Annotated in this window: 21 protein-coding genes and 1 riboswitch; of the genes, 10 read left to right on the top strand and 11 right to left on the bottom strand. The window is 67.2% G+C overall.

The genetic code is table 11. The features are described from left to right. Window positions 1-61 precede the first annotated feature (61 nt). Both A4249_RS15795 and A4249_RS15790 read left to right on the top strand, forming a co-directional pair. On the top strand, window positions 62-1,192 hold the full coding sequence (locus A4249_RS15795) for a zinc-dependent alcohol dehydrogenase family protein (RefSeq protein ID WP_066554407.1): 1,131 nt from the start codon (window positions 62-64) through the stop codon (window positions 1,190-1,192). Between the two features lie 79 nt (window positions 1,193-1,271). Then, window positions 1,272-1,877 (top strand): hypothetical protein, encoded by a 606-nt coding sequence (locus tag A4249_RS15790; protein WP_066554405.1) that lies wholly within the window; start codon window positions 1,272-1,274, stop codon window positions 1,875-1,877. A gap of 4 nt (window positions 1,878-1,881) precedes the next feature. On the opposite strand, the gene A4249_RS15785 is transcribed toward A4249_RS15790, so the two are convergent. Both A4249_RS15785 and A4249_RS15780 read right to left on the bottom strand, forming a co-directional pair. After that, on the bottom strand, window positions 1,882-4,365 hold the full coding sequence (locus A4249_RS15785) for a S9 family peptidase (protein WP_066554403.1): 2,484 nt from the start codon (window positions 4,363-4,365) through the stop codon (window positions 1,882-1,884). Between the two features lie 100 nt (window positions 4,366-4,465). Beyond that, window positions 4,466-5,644 (bottom strand): hypothetical protein, encoded by a 1,179-nt coding sequence (locus A4249_RS15780; RefSeq protein ID WP_231868729.1) that lies wholly within the window; start codon window positions 5,642-5,644, stop codon window positions 4,466-4,468. Window positions 5,645-5,930: 286 nt separating this feature from the next. On the opposite strand from A4249_RS15780, the gene A4249_RS16410 reads away from it, so the two are divergent. Next, window positions 5,931-6,839, top strand: a complete 909-nt coding sequence (locus tag A4249_RS16410; RefSeq protein ID WP_231868728.1) for a helix-turn-helix transcriptional regulator — start codon at window positions 5,931-5,933, stop codon at window positions 6,837-6,839. On the opposite strand, the gene A4249_RS15765 is transcribed toward A4249_RS16410, so the two are convergent. From A4249_RS15765 to A4249_RS15735, 7 genes are all read right to left on the bottom strand, one after another. Beyond that, window positions 6,833-7,681 (bottom strand): ribokinase, encoded by an 849-nt coding sequence (locus A4249_RS15765; RefSeq protein WP_066554395.1) that lies wholly within the window; start codon window positions 7,679-7,681, stop codon window positions 6,833-6,835. The two genes, A4249_RS16410 and A4249_RS15765, sit on opposite strands and share 7 nt — an antisense overlap. Continuing rightward, complete coding sequence (locus A4249_RS15760; protein ID WP_066554394.1) at window positions 7,678-8,631, bottom strand: nucleoside hydrolase; 954 nt, start codon at window positions 8,629-8,631, stop codon at window positions 7,678-7,680. Before A4249_RS15760 ends, A4249_RS15765 begins: the two co-directional genes overlap by 4 nt. 49 nt (window positions 8,632-8,680) lie before the next feature. Continuing rightward, window positions 8,681-9,358 carry an aspartate/glutamate racemase family protein gene (locus tag A4249_RS15755; protein ID WP_066554388.1) on the bottom strand — a complete coding sequence of 226 codons (678 nt, stop codon included), beginning with the start codon at window positions 9,356-9,358 and terminating at the stop codon, window positions 8,681-8,683. Further along, window positions 9,355-10,554, bottom strand: coding sequence for a chromate efflux transporter (gene chrA, locus A4249_RS15750; protein ID WP_156494732.1), 1,200 nt, complete (start codon window positions 10,552-10,554; stop codon window positions 9,355-9,357). Before chrA ends, A4249_RS15755 begins: the two co-directional genes overlap by 4 nt. A 2-nt stretch (window positions 10,555-10,556) precedes the next feature. Next, window positions 10,557-10,817, bottom strand: coding sequence for a DUF3253 domain-containing protein (locus A4249_RS15745; RefSeq protein ID WP_066554383.1), 261 nt, complete (start codon window positions 10,815-10,817; stop codon window positions 10,557-10,559). Window positions 10,818-10,831: 14 nt separating this feature from the next. Then, entirely contained in the window at window positions 10,832-11,830 is a 999-nt protein-coding gene (locus tag A4249_RS15740) for a D-cysteine desulfhydrase (RefSeq protein WP_066554381.1), read from the bottom strand. 95 nt (window positions 11,831-11,925) lie between these two features. Continuing rightward, window positions 11,926-12,459 (bottom strand): hypothetical protein, encoded by a 534-nt coding sequence (locus tag A4249_RS15735; RefSeq protein WP_231868727.1) that lies wholly within the window; start codon window positions 12,457-12,459, stop codon window positions 11,926-11,928. A gap of 107 nt (window positions 12,460-12,566) precedes the next feature. Here A4249_RS15735 and A4249_RS15730 point away from each other — a divergent pair, with 107 nt between their 5' ends. Together A4249_RS15730 and A4249_RS15725 are read left to right on the top strand one after the other, a co-directional pair. Next, entirely contained in the window at window positions 12,567-13,397 is an 831-nt protein-coding gene (locus tag A4249_RS15730) for a TIGR02587 family membrane protein (protein WP_055806551.1), read from the top strand. Between the two features lie 4 nt (window positions 13,398-13,401). After that, on the top strand, window positions 13,402-13,779 hold the full coding sequence (locus A4249_RS15725) for a hypothetical protein (protein WP_055806553.1): 378 nt from the start codon (window positions 13,402-13,404) through the stop codon (window positions 13,777-13,779). A gap of 7 nt (window positions 13,780-13,786) precedes the next feature. Here A4249_RS15725 and A4249_RS15720 read toward each other — a convergent pair whose 3' ends face one another. Then, window positions 13,787-14,194: a BLUF domain-containing protein gene (locus tag A4249_RS15720; protein ID WP_066554378.1), complete on the bottom strand. Its 408-nt coding sequence runs from the start codon at window positions 14,192-14,194 to the stop codon at window positions 13,787-13,789. 133 nt (window positions 14,195-14,327) lie between these two features. Continuing rightward, a riboswitch (TPP riboswitch) is annotated at window positions 14,328-14,437 on the top strand. A gap of 59 nt (window positions 14,438-14,496) precedes the next feature. Here A4249_RS15720 and thiC point away from each other — a divergent pair. Beyond that, window positions 14,497-16,407, top strand: coding sequence for a phosphomethylpyrimidine synthase ThiC (gene thiC / locus A4249_RS15715; RefSeq protein ID WP_066554368.1), 1,911 nt, complete (start codon window positions 14,497-14,499; stop codon window positions 16,405-16,407). Between the two features lie 3 nt (window positions 16,408-16,410). Here the strand turns inward: thiC and A4249_RS15710 are convergent, their stop codons facing one another. Further along, entirely contained in the window at window positions 16,411-17,910 is a 1,500-nt protein-coding gene (locus A4249_RS15710; RefSeq protein WP_197458409.1) for a nucleotidyltransferase, read from the bottom strand. 101 nt (window positions 17,911-18,011) lie between these two features. Here A4249_RS15710 and A4249_RS15705 point away from each other — a divergent pair, with 101 nt between their 5' ends. From A4249_RS15705 to A4249_RS15695, 4 genes are all read left to right on the top strand, one after another. After that, window positions 18,012-18,587, top strand: coding sequence for an SLATT domain-containing protein (locus A4249_RS15705; RefSeq protein ID WP_066554364.1), 576 nt, complete (start codon window positions 18,012-18,014; stop codon window positions 18,585-18,587). A 3-nt stretch (window positions 18,588-18,590) separates the two neighbouring features. After that, the gene (locus A4249_RS15700) at window positions 18,591-19,100 is read left to right on the top strand and encodes an AAA family ATPase (RefSeq protein ID WP_066554361.1); all 510 of its coding nucleotides are present in this window, start codon (window positions 18,591-18,593) and stop codon (window positions 19,098-19,100) included. Then, a complete protein-coding gene (locus A4249_RS16700) occupies window positions 19,097-19,273 on the top strand; it encodes a hypothetical protein (RefSeq protein ID WP_156494731.1) in 177 nt (58 codons plus the stop codon). Before A4249_RS15700 ends, A4249_RS16700 begins: the two co-directional genes overlap by 4 nt. A gap of 330 nt (window positions 19,274-19,603) precedes the next feature. Further along, complete coding sequence (locus tag A4249_RS15695; RefSeq protein ID WP_066554358.1) at window positions 19,604-20,479, top strand: hypothetical protein; 876 nt, start codon at window positions 19,604-19,606, stop codon at window positions 20,477-20,479. Window positions 20,480-20,541: the final 62 nt, after the last annotated feature.

The following is a 20,541-nucleotide window of genomic DNA, read 5'->3' as shown; positions in this document are numbered from 1 at the left end:
GCTTGGACGACGTTAGGTCAAGCGCCTATCGGTAGGTTGTTGATGACGAAGGCTTGACCACATGATCCTCACGACGCGCGCCGCCGTCCTGTCCGACAGGGGCGCCGCCCGCCCCTACGCCGACAGCCGCCCTCTGTCGGTCCAGGCCGTCACGCTGGACCCGCCCGGCCCCGGCGAGGTGCTGGTCGCGATCAAGGCGGCGGGCCTGTGCCACTCGGACCTGTCGGTCATCAACGGCGACCGCCCTCGCCCCCTGCCCATGGCCCTGGGCCACGAGGCGGCGGGCGTGGTCGAGGCGCTGGGGGACGGCGTCACCGATCTCGTCGTCGGCGATCACGTCGTCATGGTCTTCATGCCGTCGTGCGGCCACTGCAACCCGTGCGCCGGCGGCCGTCCCGCCCTGTGCGAGCCTGGCGCCGCCGCCAACGGCCGGGGCGAGCTTCTGTCCGGCGCCCGCCGCATCTTCCGCGAGGGCGAGCCGGTCAACCACCACCTCGGCTGCTCCGCCTTCGCCGAGCGGGCCGTCGTCTCGCGCCGCTCCCTGGTCAAGATCGATCCCGACCTGTCGTTCGAGGAGGCGGCCCTGTTCGGCTGCGCCGTCCTGACCGGCGTCGGCGCCGTTGTGAACACCGCCGGCGTCAAGGTGGGCCAGAGCGTCGTCGTCATCGGCCTGGGCGGCGTGGGCCTGGCCAGCGTGCTCGGCGCCCTGGCCTCGGGCGCCAGCCCCGTCGTCGCCGTCGACCTGTCCGAGGACAAGCTCGCCCTGGCCCGAACCCTCGGCGCGGTCGAAACCGTCAACGCCGCTGACCCCGATGCGGTCGATCAGGTCCGCGCCCTGACGAACGGCGGCGCCGATTTCGCCTTCGAAATGGCCGGTTCGGTCCGGGCGCTGGAGGCGGCGTGGAAGATGACCAAACGTGGCGGAACCACCGTCACCGCCGGCCTGCCGCCGCCCGATGCGGCCCTTGCCGTCAATGTCGTCTCCCTGGTCGGCGAAGAGCGCACGCTGAAGGGCTCCTACATCGGAACCTGCGTCCCCAGCCGCGACATCCCCCGCTACGTCGCCCTGTATCGCCAGGGCCGCCTGCCGGTGGATCGCCTGATGAGCGGCGTCATTCCCCTGGATGACATCAACACCGGCTTCGACCGCCTCCACGCCGGCGAGGTCGTGCGACTGATCGTCAGACCCTGACGACACTGTAATCCCGCCGCCCGGTTTCGGCCGCAAATCCGCAGACCAATGTCCGCTCAAGCTTCAGCGGAGATCTCCCATGCGCCCGTCTCGCCTGTCCTGCGCCGCCGCGATGTCGGCCGTCGTCCTCGCCTTCGCCGTTCCGGCGCTGGCGCAGGAGACCTCGCCTCAAAACAACGCGGAAATGGCGGCCATCTTCGCCGCCGACCAGGCCGTACGGCAGAACCTGACGCCGGACTTCTTCAAGGACCGTGCCCGCGTGACAGCAATGCTCGCCGAAGACGCCGCGCGCCGGGTCCAGACCCGCGCCCTGCTGGACGCCGGCGCGCTTAGCACCGGCGAGGACTACCGCGCCGCCGCCTTCGTCTTCCAGCACGGCTCCACGCCCGAGGATTATCTGCTGGCCCATAGCCTGGCCGTCGCCGCCGTCGCCAAGGGCTCGCCCGAAGGCGCCTGGATCGCCGCCGCGACGCTGGATCGCTATCTGCAGATGACCGAAAAGCCGCAGATCTACGGCACCCAGACCCGCAAGACCCGCGACGCCCCCGCCACCCTCGAACCCTACGACCGCGCCCTGATCCCCGACAGCCTGCGCACCGTCTTCGGCGTCCCGACCCAGTCGGAGCAGGACGCCCGTCTGGCGGCCGTCAACGCCGCGGCGGAGGCCGCGGCGTCCAAGCCCTGATTGCTCAGTTCGCCGCCGGCTTCGGCGGGGCGTTCTTCACATACTGGTCCAGCCAGCGGGTCATCTCCCACAGGGTGTGGCCCACCGATTCCCGCGCGCGGTATCCATGCGCCTCCAGCGGCAGGGTGACGTAGCGCGCCGTCGCCCCCAGCCCCTTCAGCGCCGCATAGAAGCGCTCGGACTGCACCGGGAAGGTGCCCGAGTTGTCGTCCGCCTCGCCGTGGATCAGCAGGATCGGCTCGTTCAGCTTGTTCGCATAGGTGAAAGGCGACATCTCAGTATAGACCTCGGTCGCCTCCCAATAGTTGCGCTGCTCGGACTGGAAGCCGAACGGCGTCAGGGTGCGGTTATAGGCGCCCGACCGCGCGATCCCGGTGCGGAACAGATCGCTGTGCGCCAGCAGGTTCGCCGTCATGAAGGCGCCGTAGCTGTGCCCCCCGACCGCGATCCGGTCGCGGTCCGCCACGCCCATGCCGACAACGGCGTCGACCGCGGCCTTCGCATCGGCGACCAGCTGCTCGACATAGGTGTCGTTCGGCTCGGCCCCGTCCTTGCCGATGATGGGCATGGAGGGGTTGTCGAAGATCGCATAGCCCTGGGTCAGCAGGAACAGATGGCTGGACCCGCCGGGCCGTACGAACCGGTTCTGCACGTCCACCGTTTGGCCCGCCACCGCCGCATCGGTGAACTCGGCCGGATAGGCCCACATCAGCATCGGCAGCGGCCCGTCGCGGTCCTTGTCGTAACCGGCCGGCAGATACAGCGTCCCCGACAGCTTGACCTCGTCGGCCCGCTCATAGGTCACCAGTTGCCGCGTGGCCTCGGCCAACTGCGGCGCCGGATCGGGGAAGTTGGTCAGCCGCGTCGTCTGTCCCGTCGTCAGGTCTCGGATCTGCAGATTGGGCGGATCAAGCCGCGTCTCGCGCTGCGTCACCACCCGCTTGCCGTCCGCATCCAGGAAGCCGACCACCGCCTCGTAATCCGTATTGGCCGAGGTCCACAGCCGTTCGCTGCGTCCCGTCGCCGGGTCCATGGCGGCCAGGAACGGGAACTCGCCCTGCGGCGTCGCCCCGGCGCCTGACATCAGGATGCGCCCCTGCGGATCGAAGCGGATCACCGAACGGCCCTGCGCATTCGGCTGGGTCACCGGCTGGCCCGGATTGTCGTAGCGCGCCTGATAGTTCCGCTCCAGCAACACCCGGCCCTCGCCGGGGTTGGACGGATCCACCACGAAGCGCGTCTCATGCCGGGTGTTGAACCAGCGGCTGTTGACGATGGCCAGGTCGTCCCGGCCCCAGACGACGCCGCCATACCGTTCCTTCAGGTCGATCAGTTTGACGGGCTCGCTCGTGAACGGCGCGGCCTGCATGAAGACCCGGTCCCGGAACTCGGCTTGCTTGCGGATGTCGCCGCCGTCCAGCGCCTCGACCCAGGTCAGGGTCGCCGGCGCATCGGCCCGCCAGCCGACCGCGCGCGGCCCCGGCGCCACGGCGTCGAAGGCGGTCGGCACATCGTCCCTCAGCGGCAGGTCGGCGACCGTGCGCACCACGCGACCGTTCAGATCCGTCACCACAATCTCGGTTGGGAACAGGTCGTCCGGCACCGCATAGGAATAGGGCCGCTTGGCGATCTCATGCAGGATGTATTTGCCGTCCGGAGACACCGACGCATCCAGATAGACCGCCGGCGCCCCGATCGTCCGTGCACGGCCGTTCAGCGGAACCAGCGTCAGCTGGCTGGTGAAATAATGGTCGAACAGGGCCTCGTCGCCGGGGTTCGACAACAGGTCCTGATAGGTCCGCACCGGCGCGACCCGCCCGGCCGTCTCCTCGATATTGGGCCCCGTGGGCGCCGCCGTCACGTCCGGCGCCGGACCGCGTCCCGCCGGGACCGCCTCGACCAGCAGACCCGAACTGTCGGGCAGCCATTCATAGCCCGTTCCGCCCGTCATATTGACCACCGGATCGATCAGCTTGCGCGCCCGCGCCGAGGCCACGTCCACCACCCACAGCTCCAGCCCCGTCGGCCGGTCCAGCACGAAGGCCAACGACTTGGCGTCCGGCGAGAACCGCGGCGCCGTGAACCGCGCGCCGTCGGGCAGGGCCACGACGCGAGGTTGCCCGCCATCCACCGCCTGCAGGCTCAGACCCGTCAGCCACGCCACCCGGCTTTCGGCCGCGCCATTATTCCTCGGATTGATCCGCGTCCCCGCCAGCCGCAGCATCGGCTCGGCAAGGGCCTTGATGCTGGGCAGGTTGGACCGATCCATCAGCACCAGCGTCCGCCGATCCGGGCTCAGCATCGACGACGGCGTCGGCTTGGCGTCCAGGATGTCCGCGATCGGCGCCGGCGGCTGCTGATAGACCATCGGCCCCGCAGCCGGCGCCGCGTTCTGGGCCCCCGCGTTCTGGGCTAACGCCCCACCCGCCACGCCGCTCAGCAGCACCGCCGCCAGAACCAGCCCAACCCCACGTCCACGCATCATCATCGTCTGAAGTCCCCACAAATCCCGAACTCGAGACCTAACCCCGCCCGCACATCGGCGCCAACCCGTTTTGGGTCAGGCAGTCATTAGGTCGCTGGCGGGATCAAACGACGATTTCCCCGAACGCCGGTTCGATGCCTCGCTTCGTTTCCAACCGCAGAACATAGGCGCCGGGCCTGAGCATCATGGCCCCCCGCGCCTGGCCCGCCTCCAGCAGAAAGTGATCTGCCGGGATAACCATGCCTTCCTGCATATGCAGCGCTTGCAATAAGGCCGGACCTTCAAAAGCCGGGATCGAGACTTCGACCGCCTTCCGCAGGGGGTCAGCCGCCAGCCAGCCCGGCCGTCCAGCCACGCGATCCAGTCTCGGATGAAAGACGCTCAGGTCCACTCGACCTTCGAAATCGCTGTTGGCGAAGGCGATCCCGTTGCGCGACACAACGATAGGCGCGGTTGGCTGGAAGCGCTTCAAGACAGCGGCGACATGCGGCGCGTCCGCTTGCGGCCGCGTTGCAGGCCAGTTCCACGACTGCTCGATGGTCAGGGGATCGATGCCGGTCAGCGCCTTCAGCCGGGCGGCGAACCACAGGCCGCCGCGCCCTTCAAGCTCCATGGCATGACTGTAGCCGCATAAGACGAAGATCCGCGCATCCGGTCGGCCCTTCAGCACCGCCTCGACGAGATTGTCGACCTGCGCCGCTTCTCGCGCTGCTATCTGCTCATCACCTGACGCCGTCGCCGGCGGCCTTTGGTCCCACCGCCATTCGTAGTCCGCGAACGTGTAACCGAGCGCCGCCGCCTCCCTTACGGCCTCCGCATAGACCGGATCGGCGATGTAGTAGCCGAAACCGGAATGCAACGGATCTCCCAGCCTGTATCTGCGTATGCTGGGCGCCGCCTCCTGCTGTGGCTGGAGGAAGGTTTCGGTGGCGAAGGTGTCGAAACCCAGCGGCCTCAAAGCCCGCATGACGCGCGTTGCGAAACCGCGATGGCCAGATATGTTGTGGGCCTCGTTGAGTATGACGATCTGCCTATCTGTCGCGGCTTCAACGATGGCGGACAGGGCATCGCGGCTCTCGGCGTCCGACATGTCTGGCAACTCGGCGTCGGCCGGCCGATCCCTTTCATCGCCGCCGATCGCCGTCGCCTCGTCGCCAAGGAAGGCAGCAAACTGCGCCAGAAAGCCTCCCGCCGCCGGACGGCCTGCAGCCGCCTGCGCCTTCAGCTCGAGATACTGCGGCAAATACCGCCCTTCGACCATGAACTGCTGCTCGGCGCTCAATGGCGTCTGCGACCAAGCAGGTCGCACACCCAGCGCCCCCGTCGCAACGGCCGCCAGCCCTAATCCTCGTCGTGTCAGCATTCGTCCCTCCACCTCACCCTAAACCGCAGGTTGTGATTGACGGAAGTATGGCGAGCCTTCCCTGCGTCGAATGTTTGCGTGTGAACGGCGCCTCTTTTGGCCTTGTCGCGCATCGACCCGATTTCGACGGCCACAAGAAAATCGTAGCGGTCTGCGGCGCCTTCGGAGTTTCCGCTATCGGCGCCTTTGCTTAGGAACGACAGGCATGTCCGTTCGGCGCTATTCCATGTCTCTAAATCTCGATCGTCTCACCGCTCAGGAACAGGACCTGCTTCGCCTTCTGGCTCAGGGTCACACCGCCAAGACCATCGCCAATCTGACGGGGCTGTCGGTCAATAGCATCAACGAAAGGCTCCGATCGGCACGGCGCAAAACCGGCGCAGTCAGCAGCCGCGAGTTGGCGCGCCGTCTCGCCGATCAAGCTCCACAGCCGCCACAAGAAAGTCGGCCCAAACTATTCGGTGTTGGCCGCCAGACGCCCGGGCGGCACTCGTCGGGCTCGGATCGAGCAGCGACCGGCAAGGTCAGTTTGTGGAAAACAGCGATGGCGGTTGGGGTAATCTTTGCGGCCGCATTGGCGGGCCTCGTCACCAGCAGGTTTCAATATCCGGCTGTCTCATCCTCTGGAGCCACATCACCGCTAGGGTCGGCCGCGCATAGCTCTGGAGGGGAGGAATGGAGAGGATTCTTTAGGCCCAACGTTCCGGCCGTGGCCTTCCTGGTTCCCAATGCGTCCAAACCGTACAGTGCGACCCCGCAGGTCATGCTATTCTGCGAAGGCCCATCCATGACCGCCATCGTGCGGGGATTTTCACCCCGCGATGCATGGCCCCAACCTGAGATGGACCTGCGGGTCGGCGACGTCGTCAGAACAGGCTCGCCTCGGGTGAAAGGCGAGGCTGACGATCCCGCCCTTGAATACGCATTTTCGATCGCAGACGAGATTTTGGAGCCTTTGGCACAGGGCGCACCCATCGCCTTCACCTTTGATGGCCAGACCATTTCAGCGCCGACAATTTCCGAACCCTGGCGCAGCCGTTTCGTGAAGGCGTGCGGTGATCTGGTGCATCCCGGCATGCGCCGACGCAGCGCCGTCAGCGCCCGCGTCTATTGAGCATTGAGCAGCGCCTCGACCTGATCGCGCTCCGGCGCCGAGGGCTGCGCGCCCGGGCGGGTCGCGGCGAAGGCTCCGGCGGCGCAGGCGAAGCGCAGCGCCTCGGCCGGGTCCATGCCTTCCAGCAAAGCCACCGTGATGGCGGCGACGAAGGCGTCGCCCGCGCCCGTCGCATCGACCGCCTCGACGGCCGGCGGGGTCGCCCAGGCCATTTCGACGCCGCGCTGATACATGGCCGCGCCTCGGGCGCCCTTGGTGACGACGACCCGTCCCCCGCCTCGGTGCAGGCCGTCGCCATAGAAGGCCGCCTCGGTCTCGTTGACGACGATCAGGTCGGCGCGGCGCAGCAACAGTTCCGAAACCGGCGCGGCGGGCGCCAGATTGGCGCAGACGAAGCCCGTCGCCCGGCCCACCGCCGCCTCCACCGTCTCGATCGGCAGCTCCAGCTGTACGATCAGCGCGCCCTCGATCCGCTGCGGCAGCTGTTCAGGGGTGACCATGTGGTTGGCGCCGGCCGCGACCACGATCTGGTTCTCGCCGGTCGGATCGACGGCGATCAGGGCGACGCCCGTCGGGGCCGCCACATCCACCTCCACCCCCGCCAGATCGACGCCCAGATCCTCCATCAGGGCCAGGGCCTCGCCGGCCATGGCGTCGTCGCCCACCCGGCCGATCAGACAGACCTCGGCCCCCAGTTTCTCGGCCGCCAACGCCTGATTGGCGCCCTTGCCGCCGGGATGCCGCGCCAGGATCGCCCCGGTCACCGTCTCGCCCGGCGCCGGCAGTTGGGGCGCGGTGGCGACCAGATCCAGATTGATCGAGCCGACGACGGTGATCCTCATTCGGCGGCCTCCAGGGCCTGAGCCTTCAGCTTGGCGACGATCAGATCGAACACCCCTTGCGCGTCCGCCGCGACCGCCCAGCGATGCCGCGCCGTCGCCGGATCGATCCGGAACTCCACCGCCGTATGGCCTCGCGTCAGGTCCGAACCCGTCTCCACCTCGATCCGGCAGGGCTTCGTCTCGAACAGGTCGGGCTTGATCAGCCAGGCGATGGGACACGGGTCATGCAACGGGGCCGCATCCCACCCCACGATCTCGCGCTCGACCCGCTGCGAGAACCGCAGCGTTGACGCCGCCGCCCGCGCGGCCTCGCTGTCGATGGCCTCTATCGCCAAGATCCGGTCCTCGGTCGCGCGCACCTGATGGGTCGCGTCCAGGCCGAAGGCGACGACCCGACAGCCCGATCCGAACACCACCGCCGCCGCATCCGGATCGGCCCAGATGTTGAACTCAGCGGATGCGGTGACATTGCCGCCTTCCGACCGCGCCCCGCCCATGACGACCACCGGCCCCAGCCGTTCGGCCAGCCGCCGCTCACGCCGCATCGCCAGCGCCAGATTGGTCATCGGCCCCAGGACGGCGATGGCGACCGAGCCTTCGGGCCGGCTCATCACCAGATCGACGATGGCGTTGGCGGCCGGCCCGTCGCCGACGATCCCCGTCGGTTCGAACGGCTCCAGATCGCCCAGACCCTCGACGCCGTGAAACTCGCCCGCGCCCGCCGGCGGACGTTTCAGCGGCCGCTCCGCCCCGCCGAAAACCGGCACGTCCTCGCGCCCGGCGATCTGGCGGATGATGCGCGCATTGCGCTGGGTCTTGGCGCCGGGAACATTGCCCCCGACCGTGGTGACGGCCAGCAGCTCCAGCTCGGGCGCGGCGAAGGCCAGAAACAGCGCCACGGCGTCGTCCACGCCGGGGTCGCAATCGATGATCAGGGACTGAATAGACACAGCCCATGACTAGGCAGGCCGGCCGCGCGGAGCAAGCCGCAACCGCGCCTCAGACCCGACATGCCTGCACGCAGGCCTGGGCCAACACCTCGGCCGAATCCGTCAGCGGGATCGGCGCATCCTCGGCCTTCAGCAGCAGCGGCACCTCGGTGCAGCCGGCGATCAGCCCATGCGCGCCCGCATCCGCCAGGGTCTGAGCCAGCCGCAACATCCCTGCCCGCGCCGTCTCGCCGACATCGCCGCGCTTGACCCCATAGACCAGGCCCATGAAGGCCTCGCGGTCCGCCCCCTCCAGCAGCACGGTGTCGACGCCGCGCGCCGCCAGCGCCTGCGTGTAAAGCCTCTCGCCCCCCGGCGTCGCCAGCACCCCGATCCGCTCAACTCCAGAGGCCGCCGCCGCATCCGCCGTCGCCGCGATCATGTCGATGAAGCGCAGACCCTTCGCCTCGCACGCCGCGCGGATGCCGTCCGCCTGGGCGTGGGCGGTGTTGCACGGCATGGCGATCACTTCGGCTCCCGCCGCCGCCAGCCCCTCGGCCATCTGTCCCAGCACCAACTCGGCCTCGCCCGGCCGCGTGTTGCGATCGGGAATTTGGGGGTTCAGGTCCATCACCACCCGGATGTGATCGGCGTCTCCTTCCGCCGGCGTCAGCGCCTGCACCCGCGCCAGAAACGCCACCGTCGCCGCCGGTCCCATGCCGCCGATCACGCCCAGGATCTTGCTCATCGCATCACGCCCCATCCCACGACCGCCGCGGCGGCCAGAACTGCCGGCACGGCGTAGCGGCTCTTCCAGGCCCACGCCACCGCCAGGGCGACCGCAAAGATCGCCACGGCCGCCGCCATCGACGGCGCCCGCTGCAAGGTCGCCCAACCAAGCTCCACGCTGGTCGCGGCGATGATCCCCACGACAGCGGCGGCGACCCCGCCCAGAACATCGTGCAGCCGCCGGTCCTCGACCACCGCCTCCAGCCGCTCATAGAAGATCATCGAAAAGGCGAAGGCGGGCGCGAACACCCCGGCCGTCATCGCCAGCGCCCCGCCCCAGCCCGCGACCACAAAGCCGACGAAGGTGCAAAAGATCACCAGCGGCGCCGGGATCACCCCCGCAAAGGCGATCCCGTCCAGAAACGCCGCATCGTCGATCAGCCCGCGCCCCACCGTATCGGCGCGCACATAGGGAATGGCGGTATAGGCGCCGCCGAACGTCAGCAGCCCCGCCTTCAGCCCCGTCCAGAACATCGCGACCCAGCCGCCATCGCCCGCCGGCCCCGCCGTCTGTCCAAACACCGGCCCGCCGTTCCCCAGCCCGTGCATCGCCAGGGCTGCGAGAACCGCCAGCGCCACGACCCCGACGGCCAGGCCGACCCGCCCGACCCGGACCAGCAGATAGGCCGCCCCGCCCGCCGCCAGTACGATCCAGAAGGCCGCTCCCGCCATGGTCGCCGCAAAGCCGACGACGGCGACGGCCCATAGCCAGCGATCCTCCAGAATATGCGATCCAATCTTGCAGACGGCGCGCACAATCACCGCGACCACAGCCGCCTGAACCCCCAGGAACGCCCCGGCCAGCAGGCCCACGACCGGCGACAGCGCCACATAGGCCCAGCCGATCCCCAGCATCAGGATCAGCCCCGGCAGCATGAACCCCAGGCCCGCCAGCAGACCGCCCATCCGCCCCCGCGCCCGCATGCCCATATGCACGCACAGCTCGTGCGCCTCCGGCCCCGGCAGGATCTGCAACACCGCCAGCAGCCGGTTGAACCGAGCGCTGGACATCCACCGGCCCTGATCGACCAGCTCGCGCCGGATCATCGCGATCTGCGCCACCGGCCCGCCGAAAGCCAGCAGCCCGAACCGCAGGAACCGCAGAAACACCGCCGTCAAAGACAGCGCCGGCGGAACAGGTTCGATCTCGCGCACCGTCACCCGCCGCCCCCGTCTTCACCGCTTCGAGCCCGCGCGATCCGATAGGGCCCCGCGCGCAGCGCCAGCGGCCGCCCCTTCCAGCTCAGTCGCACCGCGCCCTCGTCCACCAGGGCGTCCACCGCGGCGTGAACCTGTGGCATCGCCTCGCGCCACGCGCCGCCCTCGCCCGCGACCACCCGCGCGACCTCGCTGGGGCAGACGGTGGCGTCCTCGGCCCGCGCGGCCAGAAGCGCCAACGTCGCCTCGCGCGGGTCCATGACGCGCGCCGCCTCTACAGCGCCCCTTCGATCTCGGTCTGATAGCCGAACAGCCCCTGCGCCCCGCCGGTGTGCAGGAAGACCACCGTCTCGCCCTTGAATTGTCCGGCGCGCGCCAGGGCGATCAGCCCCTTCATCGCCTTGCCGGAATAGACCGGGTCCAGCACGATCCCGTCCAGACGCGCGGCCAGGGTCAGGGCGTCGATCACCCCCTGGTCGATCAGGCCATAGCCCTCGCCCACATAGTCGCAGTCGGCGACCACCTGCTCGCGCGTCACCCGGCCCGGCTGGCCCAGCAGGGCGGCCGTTTCCTCGGCCAGTTTGAAGACGTTCGCCTCCTGCTTGTCCTTGGGCGCCCGCACACCGATGCCCAGCACGGGAATGTCCGCCCCCATGACCGCCAGTCCGGCGACCAGGCCCGCGTGGGTGCCCGCGCTGCCCGTCGCCGTCACGATCCGGTGAACCTCCAGATCCATCTCATCGGCCTGGACCACGATCTCGCGCGCGCAATCGACATAGCCCAAAGCACCCGTAGGGTTCGATCCGCCGCCGGGAATGACATAGGGCTTGCCGCCCCGCGCCCGCACCTCGGCCGCCGTCTTCTCCAGCTCGGCGACCATGTCCGTCCCGCCCGGCACGGTGCGCAGGTTGGCCCCAAACAGCCGATCCAGCAGCACGTTTCCGTTGCCGACATAGTCCGTCGCCTTGGACCCCGTCCGCTCTTCCAGAATGATCTCGCACGCCAGACCGTGGGCCGCCGCCGCCGCCGCCGTCTGGCGCACATGGTTGGACTGCACCGCCCCTTGCGTCACCAGCGTGTCGGCGTCCTCTTCGAACGCCGCGCCCAGCAGGAACTCCAGCTTGCGTGTCTTGTTGCCGCCGCCGGCCAGGCCGGTGCAGTCGTCGCGCTTGATCCACAGATCCAGACCCAACTCCTCCGACAGGCGGGGCAACGGTTCCAGCGGCGTCGGCAGATGGGCCAGGCGGATGCGGGCGAAACGGGCGAGATGCATGGGACGGTTTCCTGTTCGCCGTCTTGATAGCCCGCGCCCGTGACATTCAAAAGCGCCGGACCCAAGCTGGCGGCCCCTACGCTCCGCCCTCGACCTCAGCCCGGCGCGCCGGCCTCGGCCACACGCGTCGGCGCGACGAAGGCGGCGTCGCACAGGGCCTGGGCGAAGGCGTGGGACGTGACCGCCTGGCGATCCATCAAGGCATCCAGCACCCCGGCGCCCGCATCCACCGTCACGACCAGCGGATAACGCCCGACCACCTGACCGCCCTGCGCCGGATCGCGCAGTTCCGCCGTCGCCCGCATTCGGTGTTCGGCGCGATCGCCGGCCAGAATGGCCAGGCGCGGCGCCCGGCTCAGCGCCTCGACATGGATGCTCAGGTTCAGCCGATGCCGGCCGCCGGCGCACAGCCCCATTTCGTTCAGCACCTCGTCGTTGAAGGTGTCGGCGAAGTCGTCCTCGGCGTCCAGCCAGCCGGTCGTCGTCGTGACGCTGCCGATCCGCGCCTGCTCGGCCATGGCGGGCGACAGGGCCATCGGCGCCCCGCCGACGTCCACCGAGGCGCAGGCCGTCAAGCCCGCGCACGCCAGAACCGCGATCACGGCGGTCGTCTTGATCTGTTTCATCATTCCCTCTCCCTAGAGCTTAACACCAAGCTTGGCTGCGAATGAACGCCGCCTGAACGTCGTTCGACAAGTGGTCCGGAGCTAAGCCGGCGTCCAAGCGTTGCCGCCGCATGACCGCCGCCGCGCCCCCTTTGGATCTGCAACGCGAGCGCGCCTATGTCCGCGATCTTGGGCGCGCCTTCGCCGGCGCCCTGGTGTTCAACATTCCGCTGTTGATGACGATGGAGATGTGGGCGCAGGGCGTGATCATGGACCGCTGGCGGTTGCTGACCTTCATCGTCGCCGGCCTGCCGCTGCTTTACGGCCTGGCCTATTACGCCGGCTTCTCCAAGCGGCGCGGGCCGGTCAACGATGCGCTGGACACCGCCGTGGCCCTGGCGGTCGGCTTCATCACCGCCTCGGTGCTGCTGATCCTGTTCGGCGTCGTCGAATGGGACGCGCCGCCGCGCGAGGGCCTGGGCATGGTCGCGCTTCAGGCCATTCCCGGCGCCATGGGCGCGCTTTTGGCCCGGCGTCAGCTCAGCGGCGACGGCGGAGGCGACACCGACGAGGATCAGGCCTCCTATTTCGGCGAACTGTTCCTGATGGCGGCCGGCGCCCTTTTCTTCGCTCTGAACGTGGCCCCGACCGAAGAGATGATCCTGATCGCCTACAAGGCGACGCCCGCCCACATCTTGGCCCTGATCGCCGTCTCCATCCTTCTGCTCCACCTGATCGTCTTCAAGGCGGGCTTCGCCGGTCAGGAAGAGGCCGATCATCCGCTCAAGGCCTTCCTGCATTTCACCTTGCCCGGCTATGCCATCGCCCTGGCCGTCAGCCTGTTCACCCTGTTCCTGTTCGGGCGCACCGACGGCCATGCCGTCGCCGGCGTGGTCCAGACCATGGTCGTCCTGGGCTTCCCCGCCGCCATCGGCGCCGCCGCCGCCCGTCTGTTGGTCTGACCCCATGCCCACGAAGAAGAAGCCCGCCGCGTCGACCCGCCCTCTGTTGCAATGGGGCATGGCCTTGCTCGGCGCCGTCATCACCCTGACCGCCATCGGCATCGTGGTGTGGGAGGCGCTCCAGCCCACAGCCCCGCCCGCGCTCAGCGCCCGCATCGTCGCCGTGGACGTCACGACCGCAGGCCAGGTCGCGACCGTCCGTGTCCAGAACGACGGCGACGACACCGCCGCCGCAGTGGATATCGAAGGGGTTCTGGGCGACCAGACCGCGACCGCCAGCCTGGACTACGTCCCCGGCCACGGCCACGCCAAGGCCTACCTCCGCTTCGACGCCGATCCGCGCGCGGCGGCCGTCTCGGTCAAGGGCTGGTCGGCGCCCTAGAGGGCGTTCAGGCCGCCTGGGCCAGCACCGCGTCCTGCATCCGCTCGACCGTCTGCTGGGGCGCGCCGGCGCCGTCCACCGTGGCCCGCAGCGTCTCTTCCAGCGCCGGGGTCACGCGCACGCTGGCCATGGCCCAGCCGGAAAAGCCGCGCGCCGGGATCGGCTTGCGCTCGATCACCACCACCTCGTCATGACGCGGATCGCCCGCCAGCCGCGTCATCAGCCGGTCCAGATCCTGCGCCGCCCCCTCCAGCACCTGCAGGAACCGTCCGTCGTGGATCAGCAGCGCCCCGGTCAGGTCGTCGCGCGCATTGTTCCGCTGCGACGTGGCCAGAATGTCCACCTGCATCATCAGGCTGTCGGCGTTGCCGCGCGCGCGGCTGGTGTAGAGGACGCGTTCCAGGTTCAGGCTCATATCCTCGTTTCACTCCGCCGACGCCGGCATCCGGCCCAAGCTTTGCGCATAGCCCAATAAATCCGCCGCGCCTACAACGACTTATGTGCGGTTTCGGACAACTCGACATCCGCCGCGACGCGGGTTAGCCTGCAGGCGTTCTCCGGGGGGTCGCAATCGAGCGGCTGAGATAGAGGTTTCTCCTCTGACCCGTCGAACCTGATCCGGGTCATGCCGGCGAAGGGATGAGTAACGCTATCGGTCCTCACGCTACAGGACCCTCGCGCCCGACGTCGGCGGACCTCAAACCGTTTGAGGCCGCCATGAACATCCAAGTCACTCCGCCCGCCCTGCCCGAGGAACCCAATGTGGATCTGGCGCTGAAAGACGCGCGCGAACAGGTGTTGAAGGAGACCGGGACCATCCCGACCGGCGAGCGTGCCGGATCGAGGAAGGTCTATGTCGCGGGCGAACTCTATCCCGACATCCGCGTCCCCTTCCGCGAGGTCGCCGTCCACGCATCCGCCAACGAGCCGCCGGTGACCATCTATGATTCATCGGGCCCCTACACCGACCCGACCGTGACCATCGACATCAAGCGCGGCCTGCCCCGCGTCAAATCCAGCTGGCAGTTGGATCGCGGCGACATCGCCCCCGTCGCCAATCCGCGCGAGGTCAAGCCTGAGGACAACGGCCATGCGTCGGGCCGCCACCTGGCCCCGCGCTTCGACACCTCCAACCACCGCGTCTTCAAGGGCGTCGAGGGCCGCCCGGTCACCCAGTACGAATACGCCCAAGCCGGGATCATCACGCCCGAGATGGAATATGTCGCCATCCGCGAGAACCTGCGCCGCGAGCAGAACAGCCCCTGCATCCGCGACGGCGAGGACTTCGGCGCCGCCATCCCCGACTTCGTGACGCCCGAGTTCGTCCGGCAGGAGATCGCGCGCGGCCGCGCCATTATCCCGCAGAACATCAACCACCCCGAGGTCGAGCCGATGATCATCGGCCGCAACTTCCTGGTGAAGATCAATGCCAACATCGGCAACTCGGCGGTCCTGTCCTCCGTGGACGACGAGGTCGACAAGCTGGTCTGGGCCACCCGCTGGGGCGCCGACAACGTCATGGACCTGTCGACGGGCCGCAACATCCACAACATCCGCGACTGGATCATCCGCAACAGTTCCGTCCCCATCGGCACCGTGCCCATCTATCAGGCGCTGGAGAAGGTGAACGGCGTCGCCGAGGACCTGACGTGGGAGGTGTTCCGCGACACCCTGATCGAACAGGCCGAACAGGGCGTGGACTATTTCACCATCCACGCGGGCGTGCGCCTGCCCTTCGTGCCGATGACGGCCAAGCGGGTGACGGGCATCGTCAGCAGAGGCGGCTCCATCATGGCCAAATGGTGCTTGGCCCACCACAAGGAGAGCTTCCTCTACGAGCATTTCGAGGACATCTGCGACATCATGCGCGCCTATGATGTCAGCTTCAGCCTGGGCGACGGTCTGCGCCCCGGCTCCATCGCCGACGCCAATGACGAGGCCCAGTTCGCCGAGCTGCGCACCCTGGGCGAACTGACCAAGATCGCCTGGGCCAAGGGCTGCCAGGTCATGATCGAGGGCCCTGGCCACGTGCCGATGCACAAGATCAAGCAGAATATGGACGAGCAGCTGAAGCACTGCCACGAGGCGCCCTTCTATACGCTTGGCCCCCTGACCACCGACATCGCCCCGGGCTATGACCACATCACCTCGGCCATTGGCGCGGCCATGATCGGCTGGTTCGGCACGGCCATGCTCTGCTACGTCACGCCGAAAGAGCACCTGGGCCTGCCGGATCGTCAGGACGTCAAGGACGGCGTCATCACCTACAAGATCGCCGCCCACGCCGCCGACCTGGCCAAGGGCCACCCCGCCGCCCGCCTGCACGACGACGCCCTGTCACGCGCCCGGTTCGAATTCCGCTGGGAGGATCAGTTCAACCTGGGTCTGGACCCCGAAACCGCCCGCAAATACCACGACGCCACCCTGCCCAAGGAGGCCCACAAGACCGCCCACTTCTGCTCCATGTGCGGCCCCAAGTTCTGCTCGATGAAGATCAGCCAGGACATCCGCGACGCCGCCGCGGCCCAGAACGACGCCGGCGCCTCCCTGTCGGAAGCCGAAGCTGGCATGGCGGAGATGAGCGCGAAGTTCCGGGCTGGCGGCGGGGTAGTGGAGGTGAAGGTGTGAGTCTCACATCACATTCACAATGAAGAGGCCTGACCGCGCGACGAGGTAGCCGTCCTTGACGATGAAGGCCTCAACGCTGTGGCTCCCGTTGTACCGGGTAGTTTCCTCACGGGTAAGTTTTCCGCGCTCGACGGAGTCCTCATCGAACCCACCTCGAAGTTGTCGTGCTTCAGCAGCCTGACGTCCTGTGTTCACAATCTGCCAGTAGACCCTATATGGCTTCGCTAAGTCGGTCTGCGCGTGGAAGCGGAGCGTCGTTTCCTTTGGGAGCGCTGGTCCGTCACTAGGATACTCTTGAGCGCGGAAGCCCTTCGGATCAGCAGTAACCGAGGCAATGCGGACATTGCCTAGCTGCAGCGTTGGCCAACTGGGATTTTTGCGATGTGGTGCGTCGAGGAAGCGTCGGAATATCGATGCGGCTGATGCCGTTATCCCTGTTCGTGGCGACACCTGATCAAGAGCGTCCTCGACGAGACGCCTGCCCATACGAGGGGCAAGCGCTTCGACGATTTCCCAGTAATCTGATGACCGTGCTGCTGCGGTGAAATCGGAGCGGGCGGTTTCCAGCCAATCGAAAAAGGCTCGCGACTTGTGAGGTTCTCCGTTCCAAGAGTCGGCGAAGTTCTCTCGTGGGTCACTTGGATTCGCAATCCAGTGAACTTCGCCTCGCTTTTCAATGTGGTTGTCCATCCTCTCGAGGATGGAAAATAACGCGCCCGAGATCGTCGTTTCCTGATTGTAGGCGTGCGCCGCTAACGTGGTGAGAATGATCGACGACGGTCTGTTTTCAGGTTCGTCTCTGAAGCGGAGGTCGCGATGTCTTTTCAAGATTTGAACGGCGACCTGCAGCGGCGTCTTTACGCGGTAGGTCGGGATATCGGCGACGTCTACTTTCGCCTCTGCAACCCTGATGGCTTCCCGACGTGCCCGAAAGACCGGAGCCATCCTTTCATAAAACCAGCTAGCGTAGCCATTCGGATTGCTGGTTGGCCAACTCTCTGTAGTCAGCGTGTAGAATGGATGCGTCCTGTCTGTGATCGCAATCGCAGTAAGCGCGCGATCATACTGAAATCCTCCACTCTCAAGCAATATCCGCTGCTGGGCCCCATCTGGTAGTGACGGCAAGAGGTCTATGTGAAATTGGGCACCGTCCGCGTAGTTCAAAGTCCAAACACGGTCCCACTCTTCTGGCGGTTCCATGCCCTTGGAGCGGGCGTAGGAACGAGTCTCACGGCCCATAGCATCATGAAGAGCCTTCTGGGTCGTTTGCCCTTTGCGTTCGCTGACTTCGCAGACGATGTCTAAATCGTAGTCTTCGGCATCTGAAGCTGGCCGAATGGCCGTACCCAAGCGAAATGACCCCTGCGTATAGACAGAGACGTCAAAGTCGAAAAATTCGGAATTTGGCCGCCGCATCCATTCGGCAATTGCTTGGTAGCTTCTGTCGGCGGCCTCGTATCGAGACTCTGGCACTTCTAGGCTCTTGCTCAGTGCCTCGAGCAAGGCCTCTGCCTGTGAAGTAATAGCCATTTTCTATCGCGCACCACGTCGGCCTATGTTCTATTAACGTTCCACACGCGTGGCGGGTAAGCAAGGGCATTGGGATGACATCGGTCGATAAACATGGGGAGGGATTATTCGCCCTCGAGGACCAAATCCGAGAGTGCTATGGGCGGGTAGTCTACAGCCACAAAACCTACGAGAAGATGGGCGAGCGATGTAATGACCGTTTGACCCACATAAAGCTGGCGCAACTGATCTTCAGCGCTGTCACCACGGTCGGAGTGGTAGGGTTGGTTTTCACCAAAAACTCGAACGCCTACTTGTTCGGCACCACCATTCTTTCGCTGGCCACTCTTGGACTTGCCACCTACGCGAAAGACATAGACCCAGGCGGCTCAGCGCAGAAGATGAAGGCCGCTGCTAATCAGGCCTGGGATATCCGGGAGAGCTATCTAAGTTTGCTTACCGACATGAAAGTCGGAGATTTATCCCTTAGCGATATCCGACAGCGGCGCGATGATCTCCAAGAGCGTCTAAACGCTGCGCACGCTTCTGCGCCACAGACAGATGCGAAAGCCTATCGCGCCGCTCAGAAGGCTCTCCAGATCAATGAAGACCTGACCTTCGGTCCCGGCGAAATCGATCAGCTGTTGCCCGTGGCGCTTCGACGTTCGTAGCCCATGCCCACCCTCGTCCTCCTCGCCGGTCCGAACGGCGCCGGCAAGACCACCTTCATCAACGGCTTCCTGCGCGAGCGGACGGAGACGTTTCAGTTCGTCAACCCGGATGAAGTCGCGCGGGGTCTGACCGGCGACGGCCCAGCGCGCGATCTGGCGGCCGGGCGGCTTGTGCTGGAGCGGCTGGACGCGCTGACGCGCGCCGGGTCGGACGTGATCCTTGAAACCACTCTGGCGACACGATCCCACGCCGTGCGCATTCGCCATTGGCGGGCGCTCGGTTATCGGGTGGAACTGGTCTATCTGCGCCTGCCCGACGCCGACTATTCGGTTGCGCGCGTCGCGCGCCGGGTCGCGCGCGGGGGACACGGCATTCCCGAGGATACCCTGCGCCGCCGCTTCCTGCTCAGCGCCGAATATCTTGAAACGACCTACAAGCCCGCCGTCGATGCCTGGAAAATCTACGCCAATGGCGATGATGGTCTCGATCTGCTAGATTGGGGACCGCGATGAACAAGATGCTGCTCGACCACGAAACCGCGCTGAAGGCCGCGCGCCGCGCCGCCGAGATGGCGAAGCACGGCACGCGCGAGGAGCAGTCCGGCAAGTTCCTGCCGCCGCCCGGCTGGAAGGGGCATCTGGTCACCGCCGCCGACGCCGCGCCTGCGCCGAAAAAGCGGGCTTAAGCCTTCCCTCTCCCGTTGGGAGAGGGCTTGAGCGTCCGAGAGCGAAGCGATTGGAAACGCGAAAGGGTGAGGGTCGGCCCTCGCCTCAGACGCACGACCCTCACCCTTTCAGCCAAGGCGCATCGCTGACGCTCTGCGGGCTTCAAGCCCTCTCCGAACGGGAGAGGGAATGCACAGCTAGCCCCGCTACCTATGCACGACGTCCCTGCCCCGGCCGTTGAAATCCCTCGCCTTTCGCGAAATCGACGCCCTCTACCCGATCACGCTCCGGGGCGGCCTTAGACTGGCGGGGCGTCCTGTGTCGGGCGCGGGCGACAGGCCGGGGATGGGATGGACGACGACCACAGCTATGACGACGGCGGGTTCGAGGGGCCGCGCGATCCGTTTTACGATGCGATGACCCAGCAGGCGCTGGATCAGATCCGCATTCTGCGCGAGGCGGGTCTGGAGCAGACGTATCGTGACGCCCTGCATCAGGATTCCTCGCCCGAGGCCGAGGCGGCCTTCTGGCGCGCGCACGGCCTGCCGATGCATCTGTTGCGGCTGCCGGACCTGGTCACCTCGGACCCCGCCGCGCGCGCGGCCGACCGGGTGCGGAACCGGGCCTATCGCCGCCTGTCGAAAGAGGCGTGGGAGGCGGCGGGCACGGCCTATCTGGCCGGGTCCACGGCCGAGGAGGTCAGCGCCGTCTATGGCATGGCGGTCAGCACCTTTCGCGCCCGCGCCAGGGACGAAGGCTGGCGGCGCGAGGATCAGCCCGATCCGCTTTGCGAGCCCATCGACCTGGAGGCCGAGACGGCCGACGGCCTGCCCGACTATGGCGCCATGGCGGCCCACGCCCTGGTGCGGCTGAACCGGGCGCTTCAGGCCGGGCGCGCGCTGGAGGCCGCGCGCTGGGTGCGGCTGCACGCCGACCTGACCCGCATGGCGGCCGCCCCGCCCACACCTTCGTCTCCGCCCCCGCCGAAGCCGCTTGCGCCGCCCCCAACGCCGCCCAAGGAACCCGACCTGGGCGAGCGCGCCGCCGCCGTCGCCGAACAGGTCGGACTGATCGCCCGCGAAGCCTGCGCCCTCAAACGCGGCGATTACGCCGGCCGCGACGCCCTGATGGCCCGCCTCCAGGCGCTCGACGACCTGAAACCGGCCCCGAGATCAGACGAATTAGACGAAATAGACGGTGTTTTTGTCCCCCGACCGCCGGACTGACCGTCTCCTCCCCATCGCCTGCGATGGGGAGGAGGACCGCGCCCTCTGGGCGGGGTGGAGGG

This window comes from Brevundimonas sp. GW460-12-10-14-LB2, assembly GCF_001636925.1.
GTDB classification, from domain to species: domain Bacteria; phylum Pseudomonadota; class Alphaproteobacteria; order Caulobacterales; family Caulobacteraceae; genus Brevundimonas; species Brevundimonas vesicularis.
The sequence above is the reverse complement of the archived record's forward strand: the minus strand, read 5'-3'. Positions and strand labels throughout refer to the sequence as shown.